This window comes from Hydrogenophaga sp. BPS33 (assembly GCF_009859475.1).
Lineage (GTDB): Bacteria > Pseudomonadota > Gammaproteobacteria > Burkholderiales > Burkholderiaceae_C > Hydrogenophaga.
In genome coordinates this window covers 5,416,051-5,435,462 of record NZ_CP044549.1, presented here as the reverse complement: position 1 = coordinate 5,435,462, position 19,412 = coordinate 5,416,051, and the positions used below count along the sequence as shown (strand labels likewise).

The following is a 19,412-nucleotide window of genomic DNA, read 5'->3' as shown; positions in this document are numbered from 1 at the left end:
GGGGGTATGTTGCGCTGCGGTACCATTCCGGGCTCGCCGCTGTCGTGTCGGCGACCGATCCCCACAAATGAACGCACCCACTCCGCTCTCGCTGCTCGCCACCCCCACCGACGACGCGCCGCGCTTGCGCGAGATTCCTTACAACTACACCTCCTTCTCCGACCGCGAGATCGTCCTGCGTTTGCTGGGCGAGCGGGCCTGGGGCCTGCTGGACGAACTGCGTGGCGAGCGCCGAACCGGCCGCTCGGCGCGCATGTTGTACGAGGTGCTGGGCGATATCTGGGTCGTGCAGCGCAACCCCTACCTGCAGGACGACCTGCTGGACAGTCCCAAGCGCCGCCAGCAGCTGGTGGAGGCCTTGCACCACCGCCTGGCCGAGGTGCAGAAGCGCCGCACCCCCAACGACGACGCCGCGCGCGATGGCCTGGTGGCCGAGCTGCTGACCGCCGCCCGGGGCGCGGTCGACCGGTTCGCCCGCTCGTTCGAGGAGGTCGCCGCGCTGCGCCAGCGCGCCACCAAGGCGCTGCGCAAGCTCACGGCCAAGGACAACATCAAGTTCGACGGGCTTTCGCGCGTCTCGCACGTGACCGACGCGACCGACTGGCGCGTGGAGTACCCCTTCGTCGTGCTAACGCCCGACACCGAGGCCGAAATGGCCCTGCTGGTCAAAGGCTGCTTTGAACTCGGTCTGACCATCATCCCGCGTGGGGGCGGCACCGGTTACACCGGCGGCGCGATCCCGCTGACCTGGAAGAGCGCGGTGATCAACACCGAGAAGCTCGAAGCCATGACCGAGGTTGAATGGGTGCAGGTGCCCGGGCACGACAAGCCCCTGCCCACCATCTGGACCGAGGCCGGCGTGGTCACCCAGCGCGTGGCCGACGCGGCCGAGCGCGCGGACCATGTCTTCGCGGTCGATCCGACCTCGGCCGAAGCCTCGTGCGTGGGCGGCAACATCGCCATGAATGCCGGGGGAAAGAAAGCCGTGCTCTGGGGCACGGCGCTGGACAACCTGGTGTCGTGGCGCATGGTCACCCCGCAGGCGCAGTGGCTCGAAGTCACCCGCCTGGACCACAACCTGGGCAAGATCCACGACGCCGAGGTGGCCACCTTCGAGTTGAAGTATTTCGAGGCCGACGGCAAGACCCCCGTGCGCGCCGAACAGCTCGCGATTCCCGGCAAGACTTTCCGCAAGGAAGGCCTGGGCAAGGACGTGACCGACAAGTTCCTCAGCGGCCTGCCCGGCATCCAGAAGGAAGGCTGCGACGGCCTCATCACCAGCGGCCGCTGGCTGGTGCACCGCATGCCCTCGCACGTGCGCACGGTGTGCCTGGAGTTCTTCGGCAACCCCAAGGACTGCGTGCCCTCGATCGTCGACATCAAGGATTTCATGTTCGGCGAGATGAAGCGCCCCGGCGGCGCCATCCTGGCTGGTCTGGAACACCTGGACGACCGTTACCTCAAGGCCGTGGGCTACGCGACCAAGAGCAAGCGCGGCACCCTGCCCAAGATGGTGCTGGTGGGCGACATCGTCGGAGACGACGCCGACGCCGTGGCGCGCGCCACGAGTGAAGTCATCCGCCTGGCCAATTCGCGCAGCGGCGAAGGCTTCATCGCCATCAGCGCCGAAGCGCGCAAGAAATTCTGGCTCGATCGCAAGCGCACCGCGGCCATCAGCAAGCACACCAACGCCTTCAAGATCAATGAAGACGTGGTGATCCCGCTGCCGCGCATGGGCGAGTACACCGAGGGCATCGAACGCATCAACATCGAGCTCTCGCTGCGCAACAAGATCAAGCTGGCCGACGCGATCGAAGCCTTCTTCCACAAGGGCCATCTGCCCCTGGGCAAGACCGACGATGCCAACGACATTCCCAGTGCCGAATTGCTGGAAGACCGCGTGCAGCAGGCCCTGTCGCTGGTGCGCGAGGTGCGCTCGCAGTGGGCCGGCTGGCTGCGCGACATCGACACCGTGTTTCCCGAGTTGCAGGACCATCGCCTGCGCGCGAGCTGGAAGACGCAGATCCGCGCGCCGTTGCAGAACCTGTTCGCGGGTGCCGCCTTCGGTCCGCTCCTCGCGGAAATCAATGCCATCCACAAGCGCGTGCTCAAGGGCCGCGTCTGGGTGGCGCTGCACATGCACGCCGGTGACGGCAACGTGCACACCAACATCCCTGTCAACAGCGACGACTACGAAATGCTGCAGACCGCCCACGAGGCGGTGGCGCGCATCATGGCGCTGGCGCGCAGCCTGGACGGTGTGATCTCGGGCGAGCACGGCATCGGCATCACCAAGCTGGAGTTCCTCACCGATGCGGAGCTGCAACCCTTTGCCGACTACAAGCAGCGCGTCGACCCCGAAGGCCGTTTCAATAAAGGCAAGCTGCTGCGCGAAGGGCCGGCGGGCGATGCCACCTTGCGCAGCGCCGACCTGACCAACGCCTACACACCCAGCTTCGGGCTGATGGGGCACGAGTCGATCATCATGCAGCGCAGCGACATCGGCGCCATCGCCGACAGCGTGAAGGACTGCCTGCGCTGTGGCAAATGCAAGCCGGTGTGCGCCACGCACGTGCCACGCGCCAACCTGCTGTACTCGCCGCGCAACAAGATCCTGGCCACCTCGCTGCTGGTCGAGGCCTTCCTGTACGAGGAGCAGACGCGCCGCGGCATCAGCATCAAGCACTGGGAAGAGTTCGAAGACGTGGCCGACCACTGCACCGTGTGCCACAAGTGCCTGAGCCCGTGCCCGGTCAAGATCGACTTCGGCGACGTGACCATGAACATGCGCAACCTGTTGCGCAAGATGGGGCAGAAGAGCTTTCGCCCGGGCAATGCCGCAGCCATGTTCATGCTCAACGCCACCAACCCGGAGACCATCAAGCTGGCCCGCAGCGCGATGGTGGGGGTCGGCTTCAAGGCCCAGCGTTTCGCCAACGACCTGCTCAAGGGCTTCGCGAAGAAGCAGACGGCTGCGCCGCGTGCCACCGTGGGCACCGCGCCGATCAAGGAGCAGGTGATCCACTTCATCAACAAGAAGTTGCCCGGTGGCCTGCCCAAGAAGACCGCGCGTGCCTTGCTCGACATCGAGAACAAGGACTACGTGCCGATCATCCGCGACCCCAAGACCACCAACGCCGAGACCGAGGCGGTGTTCTATTTCCCCGGTTGCGGCTCGGAGCGCCTCTTCAGCCAGGTCGGCCTGGCCACCCAGGCCATGCTCTGGCACGCGGGCGTGCAAACCGTGCTGCCGCCGGGCTACCTCTGCTGCGGTTACCCGCAGCGCGGCAGCGGGCAGTTCGACAAGGCCGAGAAGATGATCACCGACAACCGGGTGCTCTTCCACCGCGTGGCCAACACGCTGAACTACCTCGACATCAAGACCGTCGTGGTGAGCTGCGGCACCTGCTACGACCAGCTCCAGGGTTACGAATTCGACAAGATCTTCCCCGGGTGCCGCATCATCGACATCCACGAGTACCTGCTGGAAAAAGGCATTACCCTGCCGGCAGGGCAGGGGGGCTACCTGTACCACGACCCCTGCCACACACCGATGAAGCTGCAGGAGCCGATGAAGACGGTCAAGGCGCTCATGGGCGACAAGGTGCTGGAGAGCAAGCGCTGCTGCGGCGAATCGGGCACGCTCGGCGTGACCCGGCCGGACGTGTCGACCCAGGTCCGCTTCCGCAAGGAAGAGGAAATCCGCAAGGGCGAAGCCGCCTTGCGGGCTGCCGGCACCGTGGGCGAAAAGGACAACGTGAAGATCCTCACCTCGTGCCCGAGCTGCCTGCAAGGCCTGAGCCGCTACGGCGACGACCTGCAGTCGGGCCTGCTCGAGGCCGACTACATCGTGGTCGAGATGGCGCGCCAGATCCTGGGCGAGCAGTGGATGCCCGACTACGTGGCCAAGGCCAACCAGGGTGGCATCGAACGCGTGCTAGTCTGAGCGCCATGGCCGGACTCACCAAAGACACCCCCACGCCCCAGTCGATCACGCTGCACCAGCAATCGCGCGTGCTCGAAGTCGGGTTTTCCGACGGCAGCGAATTCAAGATTCCGTTCGAGTTGATGCGGATCTGCTCGCCCTCGGCCGAAGTCCAGGGCCACGGCAAGGGCCAGGAGGTGCTGCAGACCGGCAAACGCGGTGTGGGCATCGTCGCGCTGGAGCCGGTGGGCAACTACGCGGTCCAACCCACCTTTTCCGACGGCCACAGCAGCGGCATCTTTTCCTGGGACTACTTGTATTTCCTGGGCTCGAAGCAATCTGAGCTCTGGGCCGACTACGAGGCGCGTCTGAAGACGGCTGGCGTCGATCGCGATGCGCCCATGCCGGACAAGGGCGGTCACGCCTGCGGCAACCACTGAGTACTCACACCATGGCCTCGACCCACTTCGGATTCAAGAACGTCGACGAGCGCGAAAAAGCACGCCACGTGCGCAGCGTGTTCGACTCGGTCGCGCCCAAGTACGACGTGATGAACGACCTCATGTCGGGTGGCCTGCACCGCGTGTGGAAACGCTACACGATCACCGTGGCCAACCCGCAGCCGGGCGACCAGGTGCTCGACATCGCTGGCGGCACTGGCGACCTGTCCCTGGCCTTCGCGCGCAAGGTCGGCCCCACTGGCCGCGTGGTGCACACCGACATCAACGAAGCCATGCTGCGCGAAGGCCGCACGCGCCTGCTCGACCTGGGGATCGTCTTGCCCACCATGGTGTGCGACGCCGAGAAGCTGCCCTTTGCGAGCGACTCGTTTGATTTTGTGTCGGTGGCGTTTGGCCTGCGCAACATGACGCACAAGGAACTTGCACTGGCCGAAATGCATCGGACCCTCAAGCCGGGCGGCAAATTGCTGGTGCTGGAGTTTTCCCGGGTAGCGAAGCCGCTCGAAAAGGCCTATGACTGGTATTCGTTCAATGTGTTGCCGAAATTGGGCAAGCTGGTGGCCGGCGACGAGGACAGCTACCGCTACCTCGCCGAATCCATCCGCATGCACCCGGGGCAGGAGGCCTTGAGGCAGATGATGCGCGACGCCGGTTTTGGCCACGTGGATGTGCACAACCTGAGCGCCGGGGTGGTGGCGCTGCATGTGGGCATCAAGTGTTGAGTGGGTTTTGTGTGGTCGGGTTTTCAAGGTTTTGTAGGAGGCAATGAAATGAACAAGTTGTGGTCCGTGTTGCTGGTGTGCGCAATGGCACTGAGCGCCCAGGACGTTTTTGCCAAGCGCATGGGTGGCGGTGGCTCGTTCGGCAAACAATCGGGCAACGTGACGCAGCAGCGCAGCAGCGCGCCGCCCGCGCAGAACGCCGCGCCTCAGCAGGCGCCGACCCAGAATGCCGCCGCCCGTCCTGCCACGGCCAATCCGGCTGCCGCCGCGCCGAAGCGGCCCTGGGGCGCCATGCTCGGTGGCCTGGCCGCTGGCCTGGGCCTGGCCTGGCTGGCCAACGCCATGGGCTTTGGCGAAGGCTTTGCCCAATTCCTGATGTTCGCCTTGCTGGCCGTGGTGGTCATGGCCGTGGTGGGCATGGTGATGCGCCGTCGCGCACCGGCCGCCACGGGGCCTTCCATGGCTTACCAAGGTGTGGGCCAGTCGCAGTTCGATCCGGTCACGCCCCGTGGGTACAAGGAGCACAACGTCGGCAACGACGCTTCGGCCCGGCCTTGGGAGCGCAGCGGCCCGGCTTTGCTGGACACCCGCTCGGGCGGCTCCATGATCGGTTCCGCCCTGCAGGGCAGCCAGTCCTGGGGTGTGCCCGATGGCTTCGACGCCGAGGGCTTCCTCAGCGCCTCGAAGGGCAACTTCGTGACGCTGCAGAACGCCTGGGACCGTGCCGACATCCCGGCACTGCGGGCCATGATGACCGATGACATGCTGGAGCAGATCCGCAGCCAGCTCGCCGAGCGAGAACGCGCCGGTGGAGGCGCCAACAAGACCGACGTCGTCATGCTGGAAGCCAAGCTGCTGGGCATCGAGGAACTCGACGACGAATACATGGCCAGCGTGGAGTTCTCCGGGATGATCCGCGAAGACGTCTCCGCCGGCCCGAACCCGTTTCGCGAGGTCTGGAACATCACCCGACCCAAGAGCGGCCCCGGGGGCTGGCTGGTCGCGGGTGTGCAGGCACTGCAGTAACCGCAACCGTTTGACGGGACGGCTTCGGCGCTGTCCTCATCTTTATCCGTCAGAATCGGGTGGTCATGAAAAATGCACCACCCGATTTTTCTTCCGGGCCTGGCAAGGCGGCTCCCATGAACTTCCTGCAATCGCTTCTGGGTGCCGTTCGCCCACCCGAATGGGTGGTCGATGAGATGCAGAACCGCGTGGTTCTCTTTCTCAACCACGTGCTCATGCAAGAGAAGGCTGCGCAGGACCGCCTGCGGCGCCAGAAAGCCAAGCCCGTGCGCATCCAGTGGGGCGATTTCCACCTCACGCTCGCGCCCACCGCGGCTGGCCTGCTGGAGCGCTGCCTACCCGAGGCAACGCCCGAACTCCGTGTCACGCTGACGCAAACCTCGCCTCTGGCCGTGGCGCAGAGCCTGCTGTCCGGGCAGAAACCGGGCGTGGACATCCAGGGCGACGTGCAATTGGCGGCCGAGGTGGCCTGGCTCGTGGACAACGTGCGTTGGGATGTCGAGGAAGACCTCTCGCGTCTTGTGGGCGATGCGCCCGCGCACACCTTGGCCCGCATGGCGCGCTCGGCCGCTGAAGCCGTCAAGGCCTTCGCGGGCCGCTGGCCACCGCGCTCCAGCGCCGCCGCACCGGACCCGGCGCCAAGCACGCCCCCGCCCGCGGACGGACCGGCGGCATGAGGCACCTCTTTCGCGGCGTCACCATCGTCTGGGTGGTGTTGCGGTATGGCCTGGACGAGCTGGTGCTCTCCAGTTTCGAGCGGCCGGCCCTGCGCCTGCTCACGCGCATCGTCTCGATCGGCCGCAAGCTCGATGCACCCCGTGGCGCACGCCTGCGCGAAGCGCTGGAGCGGCTCGGGCCGATTTTCGTCAAGTTCGGCCAGGTGCTCTCGACCCGGCGCGACCTGCTGCCGCCCGACATCGCCGACGAACTGGCCCTGCTGCAAGACCGCGTGCCACCGTTTCCCAGCGCGGTGGCGGTGGCGATGATCGAGCGCGCCTTTGGCAAACCCTTGTCCGCCGTGTTTTCGCACTTCGAGCAGGTGCCGGTGGCCAGCGCCTCGGTGGCCCAGGTGCATTTCGCCACCCTGCTGGACGGCCGCCACGGTGGCCGCGAGGTCGCGGTGAAGGTGTTGCGCCCGAACATGCGCCCGGTGATCGACAAAGACCTGAGCCTCATGCGCATGATGGCCGGCTGGGTGGAGCGGCTCTCGGCCGACGGCAAGCGCCTCAAGCCGCGCGAGGTGGTGGCCGAGTTCGACAAGTACCTGCACGACGAGCTCGACCTGCTGCGCGAGGCCGCGAACGCGGCGCAGCTGCGCCGCAACATGCAGGGCCTGGAGCTCGTGCTGATCCCGGAAATGCTCTGGGACTACTGCCACACGGAGGTGATGGTGATGGAGCGCATGGACGGCATCCCCATCAACCGGGTGGCCGACCTGCGCGCCCTGGGCGTGGACATCCCGAAGCTCGCGCGCGACGGTGTCACCATCTTTTTCACCCAGGTGTTTCGCGACGGCTTCTTCCACGCCGACATGCACCCCGGCAACATCCAGGTGAGCACCGCGCCGGCCACCTTCGGGCGCTACATCTCGCTGGACTTCGGCATCGTCGGCACCCTCACCGAGTTCGACAAGGAATACCTGGCGCAGAACTTCACCGCCTTCTTCCGGCGCGACTACAAGCGCGTGGCCGAGCTGCACATCGAGTCCGGCTGGGTGCCGGCCGAGACGCGGGTCGACGAACTGGAGTCGGCGATCCGCGCCGTGTGCGAACCCTACTTCGACCGGCCGCTCAAGGAGATCTCCCTCGGCATGGTGCTCATGCGCCTGTTCCAGACCTCGCGGCGCTTCCACGTGGAAATCCAGCCGCAACTGGTGCTGCTGCAGAAAACCCTGCTCAACATCGAAGGCCTGGGACGCCAGCTCGATCCTGAGCTGGACCTCTGGAGCACCGCCAAACCCTTTCTCGAAAAATGGATGGTCGAGCAGATCGGCCCGCACAAGCTGCTGGAACAGCTCAAGGCGGAAGCGCCGCACTACGCCAAGCTGTTGCCCGCGCTGCCGCGCCTGCTGCACGACTACCTGCAGCACAAGCCGCACGAACTGCGGCGCGAACTCGGCACCCTGCTGAGCGAACAGCGGCGCACCAACCGGCTGCTGCAAGGTATCGTCTATGGCGGTGTGGGTTTTCTGCTGGGCCTGATCGCGATGCAGGTGCTGGTGCGCGTACGGCTCTGGTAGCTGTGACTCCCCCCTGCGCCGCTGCGCGGCTCCCGCTCCGTGGCGCGCCTTCGGCGCTTTGAGGGAGGACGGCATCTTGGGCCGGCGCAGCCGTCCCTCGATGCCTCTGGAGGGGGCACTTGTGCCGGAGATGGCCCTGTGTCTTGGGCCGGCCGTCCCTCGGTGCCTCTGGACCGACTCCCTCTCTGCCCACTGATGGTTTCAGGACATACCCTCAATTTATAATGCCCGGTTTTGTCCCGCGTTTCGCGCGGGAACGTCCCGCGCCGCCTGGGATCCGATTCTTCGGCGGGCGCCCCAGCCCTCAATTCCGGTCCACGCCATGCCTATTTACGCCTACAAGTGCGAGTCCTGCGGCCATGCCAAGGACGTGCTGCAAAAGATCTCCGACGACCCGCTCAGCGTGTGCCCGGCCTGCGGCCAGGCCAGTTTCAAGAAGCAGCTGACCGCCGCCGGCTTCCAGCTCAAAGGGTCGGGCTGGTACGTCACCGACTTCCGCGAAGGCAACAAACCGCCTGCGGCCGCTACCGCTACCGCCACCGACGCCAAGCCGGCCGGCGACGCCGCCGCGGCTGCCGCTGGCGCGGCGCCTGCGCCTGCCGCGGGTCCGGCGCCAGCACCCGCGCCGGCCGCCGCCGCGCCAGCGGCAGCCGCGCCGCCGTCCTCGGCCTCCTGAGCCCTGCCCCATGCCCTCCTTGCGCAAATGGCTGTTCTCGGGCCTGCTCGTGCTGGTGCCCCTGATCATCACGCTCTGGGTGCTGGAGTGGGTGGTGAGCACGCTCGACCAGACCTTGCGCATCCTGCCCACCAGCTGGCAGCCCGACCAATTCCTCGGCATCCACATTCCAGGGCTGGGCGTGCTGTTCGCGTTGGTGGTGGTGCTCTCCATTGGTGCACTGGCGTCCAACATCATCGGCAACAAGCTGGTGACCTGGTGGCATGCGCTGCTGCACCGCATTCCGGTGGTGCGCTCGATCTACTCGGGCGTGAAGCAGGTCTCCGACACGCTGTTTTCCGAGAAGGGCAATGCGTTTCGCAAGGCCCTGCTGGTGCAATGGCCGCACGACGGCATGTGGACCATTGCGTTCCTCACCGGTTCTCCGGCTGGCGAGGTGCTGGGGCACCTGCAGGGCACGCCCGGTGCGGGCGAACACGACGAGTTCCTCAGCGTGTACGTGCCCACCACGCCCAATCCCACCGGTGGCTATTTCGTGATGCTGCGCAAGAGCGCCTGTATCGAACTGAGCATGAGCGTGGACGAAGCGCTCACCTACATCGTGTCCATGGGCGTGATCGTGCCCGGGGGCCCCAAGAACCCCCACATCCAGGTGGCCGCCGATGGCGCCATCACCACTTCTTCTTCCTGACGACGAAAGACAAACCCAAATGGCGATGCGTACCCACTATTGCGGTCTGGTGACCGAAGCCCAATTGGGCCAAACCGTGCAACTGTGCGGCTGGGTCAACCGCCGCCGCGACCATGGCGGCGTGATCTTCATCGACCTGCGCGACCGCGAAGGCTATGTGCAGGTGGTCTGCGACCCGGACCGCGCCGAGATGTTCAAGGTCGCCGAGGACGTGCGCAACGAGTTCTGCGTGCAGGTCACCGGCCTGGTGCGCGCGCGCCCCGAGGGCACCACCAACGACAAGCTCAAGAGCGGCCAGATCGAGGTGCTGTGCCACGAACTCAAGGTGCTCAACGCGTCGGTCACGCCACCGTTCCAGCTCGACGACGAGAACCTGTCGGAGACCACGCGCCTCACGCACCGCGTGCTCGACCTGCGCCGTCCCTACATGCAGCACAACCTCATGCTGCGCTACCGCGTGGCCATGGAAGTGCGCAAGTTCCTCGATGCCAACGGCTTCATCGACATCGAAACCCCCATGCTCACCAAGAGCACGCCCGAAGGCGCGCGCGACTACCTGGTGCCCAGCCGCGTGCACGACGGCATGTTCTTCGCGCTGCCGCAGTCGCCGCAGCTGTTCAAGCAACTGCTGATGGTGGCCGGCTTCGACCGCTACTACCAGATCACCAAGTGTTTCCGCGACGAAGACCTGCGCGCCGACCGCCAGCCCGAGTTCACGCAGATCGATATCGAAACCTCGTTCCTGACCGAGGAAGACATCCGCGACATGTTCCAGGGGATGATCAAGACGGTGTTCCAGAATACGCTGGGCGTGGACCTGGGCGAGTTCCCGATCATGGCCTACAGCGAAGCCATGCACCGCTTCGGCTCGGACAAGCCCGACTTGCGCGTCAAGCTGGAGTTCACCGAACTCACCGACGTGATGGCCGACGTGGACTTCAAGGTCTTCTCCGCACCCGCCACCATGAAGGGTGGCCGCGTGGTGGCGCTGTGCGTGCGCGGTGGGGCTGACATCAGCCGCAGCGAGATCGACGCCTACACCGACTTCGTGAAGATCTACGGCGCCAAGGGCCTGGCCTGGATCAAGGTCAACCAGGTGGCCGAAGGCCGTGATGGCCTGCAAAGCCCGATCGTGAAGAACCTGCACGACAAGGCCGTGGCCGAGATCCTTTCGCGCACTGGCGCGCAAGATGGCGACATCATCTTCTTCGGCGCCGACAAGGCCAAGGTCGTCAACGACGCCATCGGCGCGCTGCGCCTGAAGATCGGCCACAGCGAACTGGGCAAGAAGAACGGCCTGTTCGAGAACCGCTGGGCGCCGATGTGGGTGGTGGACTTCCCCATGTTCGAGCACGACGAGGAAGCCGACCGCTGGACGGCGGTGCACCACCCCTTTACAGCGCCCAAGGACGGCCACGAAGACTGGATGGTCACCGCGCCCGAGAAGTGCATCGCCAAGGGCTACGACATGGTGCTCAACGGCTGGGAAATCGGAGGCGGCTCGGTGCGTATCCACACCGCCGCCGTGCAGCAGAAGGTGTTCGACGCGCTCAAGATCACGCCCGAAGAAGCCCAGCTCAAGTTCGGTTTCCTGCTCGATGCGCTGCAGTACGGCGCGCCGCCCCATGGCGGCCTGGCCTTCGGCCTGGACCGCATCGTCACGCTCATGACCGGCGCCGACTCCATCCGCGACGTGATTGCCTTCCCCAAGACCCAGCGCGCCCAGTGCCTGCTGACCCAGGCCCCCAGCCCGGTGGACGAGAAGCAGTTGCGGGAGTTGCACATCCGCCTGCGCAACGTGGACGCGCACAAGTCGCCTTGAGCCGGCTTGTCTGTCGGACATGTCCGAAAGGGCGCCGCAAGGCGCCCTTTTTTCTTGTCTGATCCCGGCGCGATGTGCGAGGGAAAGCCTATTGCGTGTGCCAACGAACAGCCAGGAGCGCCACCCCTTTGTTACCATGAACTTTTCAAAGGAGTGCCCCATGCCCAAGATTCGCGAAACATCCCTGGACAACAAGGACAAACTCATTGCCGACCTGCAACGTGTGATCGGCGATGCCGAGGAGCTCATGCAGGCTACCGCCCACCAGACCGAGGGCAAAGTGGTCGAGTTGCGCGACCGCATTGCCGACAACCTGCGCGAGGCGCGCCACAAGCTGGCCGACGCGGAAGCCTCCATCCGGGAGCGCACCGCCGAAATGGCCCGTGTCACCGATGACTATGTGCACGATCACCCGTGGTCGGCCATCGGCGCTGCTGCGGGTGTGGGCCTGCTGGTCGGCATGCTCATCAGCCGCCGCTGATCGGGGCGGCTGCTTCCATGGCCACGCCGCAGCGTCTGTCGTCGTCCCTGAAGGGACTGGTGTCCACCGTGCTGGAAATGGCACAGCTGCGGCTGGAGCTGTTCAGCATCGAAGCCCAGGAAGAGGTGCTGCGCGTGGGCGCGCTGCTGGTCTATGGCGCGGTGGCGGTGGTGTTCCTCAGCCTGGGGGTGGTGCTGTTGGCGCTGCTGATCACCGTGGCGCTGTGGGACGCTCACCGCCTGTTGCCGCTGGGCATCTTCACGGCGCTGTTCCTCGGAGCGGGGGGCATTGCGGCCGTGCTCGCGCGAGGTCGGGTGCGCTCGGGCACGCGGCTGTTCTCGGCCAGCGTGGAAGAGCTCAAGCAGGACCGCGAAAGCCTGCGCGCCGCACGGGAGGACGCGTGAACCCACGCACCGAACTGCTGGCGCGCCGGCGAGAGCGGCTGGTGCTGCGCTCGCGCATGCTGCGCCGCCAGATCACCCGGGACGTGCAGGCACTGCAACCGGCACTCACCTGGGTCGACCGTGTGCAGGACGGTCTGCAGTGGCTGCGCAGCAATCCGCTGTTGGGTCTGGTCGCGCCGATGCTGCTGTCGCTGTGGCGGCCGAGGCGCACCGTGGGCCTGGGCATGCGGCTCTGGTCGATCTGGAAGCTCGTGCGGGGTTGGCGGGCGGCTGGTTCAACGGCAGCGTCGACGCGCCGTTGACGCTGTACGGCCGGTGAAGATTCCACAGTCGGTGCTGGTGGTGATACACACACCTGCGCTGGAGGTGCTGCTGATCGAACGTGCCGATGCGCCCGGCTTCTGGCAGTCGGTCACCGGTTCGAAAGACGCGCAGGCCGAGACTTTCGAAGCGACGGCGGTGCGCGAGGTGAAAGAGGAAACCGGGCTCGACGCGCGTGCCGCCGGTCATGTGCTCATCGATTGGGCGTTGGAGAACGTCTACGAGATCTATCCGCAGTGGCGACACCGCTACCCGCCGGGTGTCACGCACAACACGGAGCACCTCTTCGGCCTGTGCATTCCGCGCACGGTCCCCGTGCGTTTGAGCCCCAGGGAGCACCGAGACCAGGTGTGGCTGCCCTGGCACGAAGCGGCTGAAAGGTGCTTCTCGCCTTCGAACGCCGAAGCCATCGCCTGGCTGCCCCGCCTGGGGGGCGTGGGGGCGCATTCTTGATGGCATGATTTGGCCATGAGCAGCATCCTTCGGATTGCGACCTACAACATCCACAAAGGCGTGCAGGGCCTGGGCCCCGCGCGCCGCCTGGAAATCCACAACCTTGCGCACGCGGTGGAGCAGTTCGACGCCGACATCGTCTGCCTGCAGGAAGTGCGCCGCCACCACCGCAAGTTCGAAAAGCAATTCACCCGCTGGCCCAACCTGGACCAGGCGGGATACCTCTCTCCCGAAGGCTACGAGTCGGTCTACCGCACCAATGCCACCACGCGGCACGGCGAACACGGCAATGCGTTGCTCTCGCGCTGGCCGGTGGTCGATATCCGGCATTCCGACGTCTCCGACCACCGTTTCGAGCAGCGCGGCCTGTTGCACGTGAACTTGTTGATCGACGGTGTCGAGGTGCATGTGATCGTGGTGCACCTCGGCCTGATGCACGCGGGTCGTGAACGCCAGGTGCGGCGGCTGGGTGAATACATCGCCACGGCCGTGCCATCCCAGGTGCCGATGGTGGTGGCGGGCGATTTCAACGACTGGGGCGCGCAGCTGCTGCGGCCCATGGCGGCCTTGGATCTGCACACCTTCGAAGGCATCCGCCTGGCGACCTATCCGTCGCGCCTGCCGCTGCTGCACCTGGACCGCATCTTCGTGCGGGGCCTGCGTCTGGTATCGGCCCATGTGCCGCACGGCCGGGTGTGGGCGCGCATGTCGGATCATCTGCCGCTCATTGCAGAGATCGAACTGCAGTGAGCGCGCGACCTCCACAACCCAGGAGCGCGCGCCATCCGCCCATGCGGCCGGGGCATCAGCTTCTGTTGCTCAACGGCGGTGCGGAATTCTTCCCGGCCCTGGTGGACGCCATGGACGCCGCGCGCACCGTGGTGCACCTGGAAACCTACATCTTCGAATTCGCGGGATCGGCCCTTCGCGTGGCCGAGGCCCTGGAGCGCGCGGCGCGCCGTGGCGTGGTGGTGCGCCTGCTCATCGACGGCGTGGGCACGCCGGCCGTGCCCGAGGCGTGGCAACGGCGGTTTGCCGAGGCCGGCGTGGCCATGCGCATCTACGCGCCGCTGGGCCGCCTGGGGCTGCTGTTGCCGCGCAACTGGCGCCGGTTGCACCGCAAGCTCTGCGTGATCGATGGCGTGCTGGGCTTCTGTGGGGGCATCAACATCATCGACGACCAGGACGATGTGGCGCTGGGCCGGCTGACCGCCCCCCGGCTCGACTTCGCGCTGCGCGTGGCCGGGCCCCTGGTGGACGACATGGTCGACACCATGGAGACCCTGTGGTGGCGGACCCTGGCCGCGCGCCGCGCGCGCCAGCGCGAATTCAAGGCCGCGTGGGATGCCCTTCGCGCCTCGCGCCCGGTGGGTGATTTCTCGCGCCTGCTGCAGCAGATCGGGTCGCACGCGCCGCTGGAGGCCGACGGATCGGTTGAGGAGAGCTCGCCATCGCCCCTGGGGGTGGATGGCGCGCGCGCCACGCTGCTGCTGCGCGACAACGTGACGCACCGGCACGACATCGAACGGGCCTACCTCAAGGCCATTGGCGAATCGCGCCACGAGATCGTGATCGCCAACGCGTATTTCATTCCCGGGCGCAAGCTGCGCCGCGCCCTCACGCTGGCGGCCGAGCGCGGGGTGCGCGTGCGCTTGCTGCTGCAAGGCCGGTACGAACACTTCCTGCAGTACCGCGCCGCGCGCCCGGTGTACCAGCGCCTGGTGGACGCCGGCATTGCGATCCACGAATACGCGCCCAGCGCGCTGCACGCCAAGGTGGCCGTGGTGGACCAACGCTGGTGCACGGTGGGTTCCACCAACCTGGATCCGTTGTCGATGCTGCTCGCGCGCGAGGCCAACGTGATGACCACCGACCGGCGCTTCTGCCGCCTGTTGCACAGCTGCCTGGACGATCTGGTGCTGCACGCCAGCCAGGTGGTGGACGCGCCGGCGCTGGTGCGGCGTCCGTGGTGGCAGCGCTGCCTGGACCGCGTCGCTTTCGGGATCATGCGCACGACCCTGTTCGTGATGGGCCACCGGTATTGATGCCATGGCTTCGGACCTGATCGTCCAACGGCCTGAAGGGCTGTACTGCCCGCCCGGCGACTTCTACATCGACCCCTGGCGCCGCGTGGAGCGCGCCGTCATCACCCATGCGCATTCGGACCACGCGCGCACCGGACACGGCCACTACCTGGCGACGGCGGTGTCCGAAGGTTTGCTGCGTGCGCGGCTCGGGCCTGATATTCCCTTCCAGGGCCTGGCCTATGGGGAAACGGTCGAACACCGGGGCGTGCGCATTTCGCTGCACCCGGCGGGGCATGTGCTGGGCTCGGCCCAGGTCCGCGTGGAGCACCAGGGGCGCGTATGGGTCGCCAGCGGCGACTACCGCACCACGCCGGCGGGCGCGGTGCCCGACCGCACCTGCGCCGCGTTCGAGCCGGTGCGTTGCGACGTCTTCATCACCGAGTCCACCTTTGGCCTGCCGATCTACCGCTGGCGCTCCGACACGGAGTTGTTTGGCCAGATCAACCGCTGGTGGCACGACAACGCCGAGACCGGCCGCGCCAGCGTGCTCACCTGCTACAGCCTGGGCAAGGCGCAGCGCATCCTGGCCGGGGTGGACGCATCCATCGGTCCCATCGTCTGCCATGGCGCGGTCGAGCCGCTGAACCGCGCCTACCGTGCGGCGGGTGTGGCGCTGCCCGATACGCTGCAGGTGTCCGAGGTCACAGACCCGACGCTCTACCGCCGCGCGCTTGTCCTGTGCCCCGGCTCCGCCCTGGGCACGCCGTGGATCCGCCGTTTTGGCGACATCTCCGACGCCTTTGCCAGCGGCTGGATGCAGGTGCGCGGCTGGCGGCGGCGCGGCGGGCACGACCGGGGCTTCGTGCTCAGCGACCACGCCGACTGGCCTGGGCTGCTGAGCGCCATCGGCGCCAGCGGCGCCGAGCGCATCATCGTCACGCACGGCAGCATTCCGGTGCTGGTGCGCTATCTGCAGGAACAAGGTCTGCAGGCCGAAGGCTTCGAGACCGAATACGGCGACGATCCGGAAGAGGGCGCATGAAACGCTTCGCCGCGCTTTTCGACGAGCTCGATGCCACCACGGCGACCAACGCCAAGGTCGCCGCGCTGCGCCGCTACCTCACCGAGGTGGACGACGCCGACGCCGCCTGGGCGGTCTACTTCCTGTCCGGGGGCAAACCGCGCCAACTCATCAAGACCGCGCAGCTGCGTGCCCAGGCGATCGCCGATTCGGGCCTGCCGGAATGGCTCTTCGAAGCCAGCTACCAGGCGGTGGGCGATCTGGCCGAAACCATTGCGCTCGTGCTGCCGCTGCCGCGCGGGGCACGCGGCCTGGACACCTCGTTGAGCGAATGGATGGAAACGCGCCTGCTGCCTCTGCGCGGCCAGAGCGACGAGGCCGTGGCCCAGGCGCTGGGAGAGGGGTGGCGCGAACTCGACGCCACCGGCCGCTTCCTGCTGGTGAAGCTCGTGGGCGGCGGCTTTCGTGTGGGCGTGAGCAAGCTGCTGGTGCAGCGCGCGCTGGCGGCGCACGCCGGGCTGGATGCGAAGCAGATCGCCGCGCGCATGATGGGCTACACCGACAGCAAGCGCCTGCCCACGGCCGAGCGCTACCGCGCGCTGGTGGCCCCTGTGGACACCGACGCCGCTGCGCAGGGCGACCCGAGCCAACCCTATCCGTTCTTCCTGGCCAGTGCACTGGGCAACGAGGCGGGCGACGACTTGCTGGCGATGGAGTTGGCCAGCGCGGGTACGGCCGACACGGTGCAGGCCCGCCTGGGCGCGCCGGGTGACTGGCTCGCCGAGTGGAAGTTCGATGGCATCCGCGGCCAGATCGTCAAGCGCGCGGGCCAGGTGTGGGTGTGGTCGCGGGGCGAAGAGCTCATGAGCGAGCGCTTTCCCGAGTTGCTGGCGCTTGCGCAGCGCTGGCCCGATGGCACGGTGATCGACGGCGAGATCCTGGTATGGGACGACGGACTCGCCGGGCCCGCCCTGCCGGGGAGCGAACGCCCTGGGGGGCCGGCGCCGTTTGCCCTGCTGCAGCAGCGCATCGGCCGCAAGACGCTGGGGCCGAAAGTGCTGGCCGCCGCGCCGGTGGGCTTCATGGCGTACGACCTGCTGGAAGCCGGTGACGAAGACCTGCGCCACACGCCGCAGCACGAGCGCCGGGCCCGCCTCGAAGCCCTGGCCGCCCGCCTCAACGAAACACCCGGACCCCGCCTGTGGCTCTCGCCGGTGCTGACCGGAGACTGGGTGGCGCTGGCCGCCTGGCGCACCCAGGCGCGCGCACTCGGCGTCGAAGGCCTCATGCTCAAACACCGCGACAGCCACTACGGCACCGGGCGGCAAAAGCGCGGCGACGGCTCGGCGCTGCTGGCGTGGTGGAAATGGAAGATCGATCCGCTCTCGGTCGATGGCGTGCTGATCTACGCCCAGGCCGGGCATGGCCGGCGCGCGTCGGTCTACACCGACTACACCTTCGCGGTGTGGAACCGCACGCCCGTCCATGCCGCCGAGGCCCAGGCGGTGGTCGACGCCATCGCGCAACGCCGTCCTGCCGATCCCGACGGGCTGCAACTCGTGGCCTTCACCAAGGCCTATTCCGGGTTGACCGACGAGGAGTTCAAGGCCGTGGACAAGGTGATCCGCGAGAACACGCTGGAGAAGTTCGGCCCGGTGCGCAGCGTGCGGCCCACGCTGGTCTTCGAGCTGGCCTTCGAAGGCATCGCGCGCAGCGCGCGGCACAAGAGCGGTGTGGCGCTGCGCTTCCCGCGCATGCAGCGCATCCGCTACGACAAGCCCTTGCACGAGGCCAACACCCTGCAGGACCTGGAGCAACTGCTCGGCTGACGGCCCGGCGCGCCGAATGCCCCGAGGGGCGTACGCCCTGGGGGTCCGGTGTTAGCATGCCCGGATGCTGACGAAAACCGCCACCGACATGACCTCCGCAGCTCCCCCTGACGACGACGTGGGCGTGCCCGTGTCGGTCAAGATCCGCGAACGCGTCAAGGCCGCGCGCCAGCGCTTCCATTCCAACGACAACATCGCCGAATTCATCCAGCCCGGCGAGTTGGAGCTCTTGCTCGACGAAGTCGCTGAAAAAATGCAGGGCGTGCTAGACGCGATGGTGATCGACACCGAGAACGACCACAACACCGGCGACACCGCGCGCCGCGTGGCCAAGATGTACATCAAGGAAGTGTTCAATGGCCGCTACGTCAAGGGCCCGAGCATCACCGAGTTCCCCAATGCCGAACACCTCAACGAGTTGATGATCGTCGGCCCGATCACCGTGCGCAGCGCCTGCAGCCACCACTTCTGCCCGGTCATCGGCAAGCTCTGGATCGGCGTGATGCCCAACGAGCACACCAACGTCATCGGCCTGTCCAAGTACGCGCGACTGGCCGAGTGGATCATGGGCCGCCCGCAGATCCAGGAAGAGGCCGTGGTGCAACTGGCCGACCTGATCCAGGAAAAGACCCAGCCCGACGGCCTGGCCGTGGTCATGGAAGCCAGCCACTACTGCATGGCCTGGCGCGGCGTGAAGGACATGGACAGCAAGATGATCAACTCGGTCATGCGCGGCGTGTTCCTGAAAGACCCGAACCTGCGGCGCGAATTCCTCTCCCTTATTCCCCGGAAATCCTGAGGCCCATCATGCTGGTACGCCTGCTCTACGTCAGCCGCGCAGTCGACAAGGACTGCACCAAGGCGATCGACTCCATCCTGGAGGCTTCGCGCCTGCACAACATGGGCAACGGCATCACCGGCGTGCTCTGCTATGGCGGTGGCGTGTTCCTGCAAGCCATCGAAGGTGGGCGCAGCGCGGTCAACGCGCTCTACAACCACATCGTGGCCGATGCGCGCCACACCGACGTGGAACTGCTGGAGTACGAAGAGATCACCGAGCGCCGCTTTGGCGGCTGGACCATGGGCCAGGTGAATCTCTCGAAGGTCAACACGTCCATCGTATTGAAGTATTCCGAGCGGCCCGAGTTCGACCCCTACGCCGTTTCGGGTCGCGTTTCGCTGGCGCTGCTCGAAGAATTGATGGCCACCGCCAGCATCATAGGACGGGGATGAGACTCCCCCCTGCGCCGCTTCGCGGCTTCCCCCCTCTCTAGCGCGCCTTCGGCGCTTGGAGGGGGGACAACACCTGGGGCC

At 66.7% G+C, this 19,412-nt stretch carries 19 protein-coding genes; all 19 read left to right on the top strand.

Annotated elements, in window-relative coordinates; translation table 11 throughout:
• Nucleotides 1–67: 67 nt before the first annotated feature.
• The 19 genes from F9K07_RS25095 to F9K07_RS25005 all read left to right on the top strand — a co-directional run bounded on the left by F9K07_RS25095 (nt 68) and on the right by F9K07_RS25005 (nt 19,331).
• Complete coding sequence (locus F9K07_RS25095) at nt 68–3,946, top strand: DUF3683 domain-containing protein (protein WP_159596003.1); 3,879 nt, start codon at nt 68–70, stop codon at nt 3,944–3,946.
• 5 nt (nt 3,947–3,951) lie between these two features.
• Nucleotides 3,952–4,365, top strand: a complete 414-nt coding sequence (locus F9K07_RS25090; RefSeq protein WP_159596002.1) for a gamma-butyrobetaine hydroxylase-like domain-containing protein — start codon at nt 3,952–3,954, stop codon at nt 4,363–4,365.
• A gap of 11 nt (nt 4,366–4,376) precedes the next feature.
• Nucleotides 4,377–5,108, top strand: coding sequence for a bifunctional demethylmenaquinone methyltransferase/2-methoxy-6-polyprenyl-1,4-benzoquinol methylase UbiE (ubiE, locus tag F9K07_RS25085; RefSeq protein WP_159596001.1), 732 nt, complete (start codon nt 4,377–4,379; stop codon nt 5,106–5,108).
• A gap of 48 nt (nt 5,109–5,156) precedes the next feature.
• The gene (locus F9K07_RS25080; protein ID WP_159596000.1) at nt 5,157–6,134 is read left to right on the top strand and encodes a Tim44 domain-containing protein; all 978 of its coding nucleotides are present in this window, start codon (nt 5,157–5,159) and stop codon (nt 6,132–6,134) included.
• Nucleotides 6,135–6,250: 116 nt separating this feature from the next.
• Complete coding sequence (locus F9K07_RS25075; protein WP_159595999.1) at nt 6,251–6,811, top strand: hypothetical protein; 561 nt, start codon at nt 6,251–6,253, stop codon at nt 6,809–6,811.
• Nucleotides 6,808–8,373 carry a ubiquinone biosynthesis regulatory protein kinase UbiB gene (gene ubiB, locus F9K07_RS25070; protein WP_159595998.1) on the top strand — a complete coding sequence of 522 codons (1,566 nt, stop codon included), beginning with the start codon at nt 6,808–6,810 and terminating at the stop codon, nt 8,371–8,373. Before F9K07_RS25075 ends, ubiB begins: the two co-directional genes overlap by 4 nt.
• A 322-nt stretch (nt 8,374–8,695) precedes the next feature.
• Complete coding sequence (locus tag F9K07_RS25065; protein ID WP_159595997.1) at nt 8,696–9,049, top strand: FmdB family zinc ribbon protein; 354 nt, start codon at nt 8,696–8,698, stop codon at nt 9,047–9,049.
• A 10-nt stretch (nt 9,050–9,059) separates the two neighbouring features.
• Complete coding sequence (locus tag F9K07_RS25060; protein WP_159595996.1) at nt 9,060–9,740, top strand: DUF502 domain-containing protein; 681 nt, start codon at nt 9,060–9,062, stop codon at nt 9,738–9,740.
• A gap of 19 nt (nt 9,741–9,759) precedes the next feature.
• Entirely contained in the window at nt 9,760–11,562 is a 1,803-nt protein-coding gene (gene aspS / locus F9K07_RS25055; protein WP_159595995.1) for an aspartate--tRNA ligase, read from the top strand.
• 160 nt (nt 11,563–11,722) lie between these two features.
• Nucleotides 11,723–12,043, top strand: a complete 321-nt coding sequence (locus F9K07_RS25050) for a DUF883 family protein (protein WP_159595994.1) — start codon at nt 11,723–11,725, stop codon at nt 12,041–12,043.
• Between the two features lie 17 nt (nt 12,044–12,060).
• Entirely contained in the window at nt 12,061–12,447 is a 387-nt protein-coding gene (locus F9K07_RS25045; protein ID WP_159595993.1) for a phage holin family protein, read from the top strand.
• A complete protein-coding gene (locus tag F9K07_RS25040; RefSeq protein ID WP_159595992.1) occupies nt 12,444–12,749 on the top strand; it encodes a YqjK family protein in 306 nt (101 codons plus the stop codon). The genes F9K07_RS25045 and F9K07_RS25040 overlap by 4 nt, the downstream gene beginning before the upstream one ends.
• Nucleotides 12,750–12,762: 13 nt before the next feature.
• A complete protein-coding gene (gene nudB / locus F9K07_RS25035; protein ID WP_159595991.1) occupies nt 12,763–13,221 on the top strand; it encodes a dihydroneopterin triphosphate diphosphatase in 459 nt (152 codons plus the stop codon).
• Between the two features lie 15 nt (nt 13,222–13,236).
• Complete coding sequence (locus F9K07_RS25030) at nt 13,237–13,971, top strand: endonuclease/exonuclease/phosphatase family protein (RefSeq protein ID WP_159595990.1); 735 nt, start codon at nt 13,237–13,239, stop codon at nt 13,969–13,971.
• 41 nt (nt 13,972–14,012) lie between these two features.
• A complete protein-coding gene (gene clsB, locus F9K07_RS25025; RefSeq protein WP_159595989.1) occupies nt 14,013–15,266 on the top strand; it encodes a cardiolipin synthase ClsB in 1,254 nt (417 codons plus the stop codon).
• 4 nt (nt 15,267–15,270) lie between these two features.
• Nucleotides 15,271–16,290, top strand: a complete 1,020-nt coding sequence (locus F9K07_RS25020; RefSeq protein ID WP_159595988.1) for a ligase-associated DNA damage response exonuclease — start codon at nt 15,271–15,273, stop codon at nt 16,288–16,290.
• Entirely contained in the window at nt 16,287–18,098 is a 1,812-nt protein-coding gene (locus F9K07_RS25015) for an ATP-dependent DNA ligase (protein ID WP_159595987.1), read from the top strand. Before F9K07_RS25020 ends, F9K07_RS25015 begins: the two co-directional genes overlap by 4 nt.
• A gap of 64 nt (nt 18,099–18,162) precedes the next feature.
• Nucleotides 18,163–18,897: a GTP cyclohydrolase I gene (folE, locus tag F9K07_RS25010; protein ID WP_159595986.1), complete on the top strand. Its 735-nt coding sequence runs from the start codon at nt 18,163–18,165 to the stop codon at nt 18,895–18,897.
• An 8-nt stretch (nt 18,898–18,905) separates the two neighbouring features.
• Nucleotides 18,906–19,331, top strand: coding sequence for a BLUF domain-containing protein (locus tag F9K07_RS25005; RefSeq protein ID WP_159595985.1), 426 nt, complete (start codon nt 18,906–18,908; stop codon nt 19,329–19,331).
• The last annotated feature ends 81 nt before the right edge of the window (nt 19,332–19,412 follow it).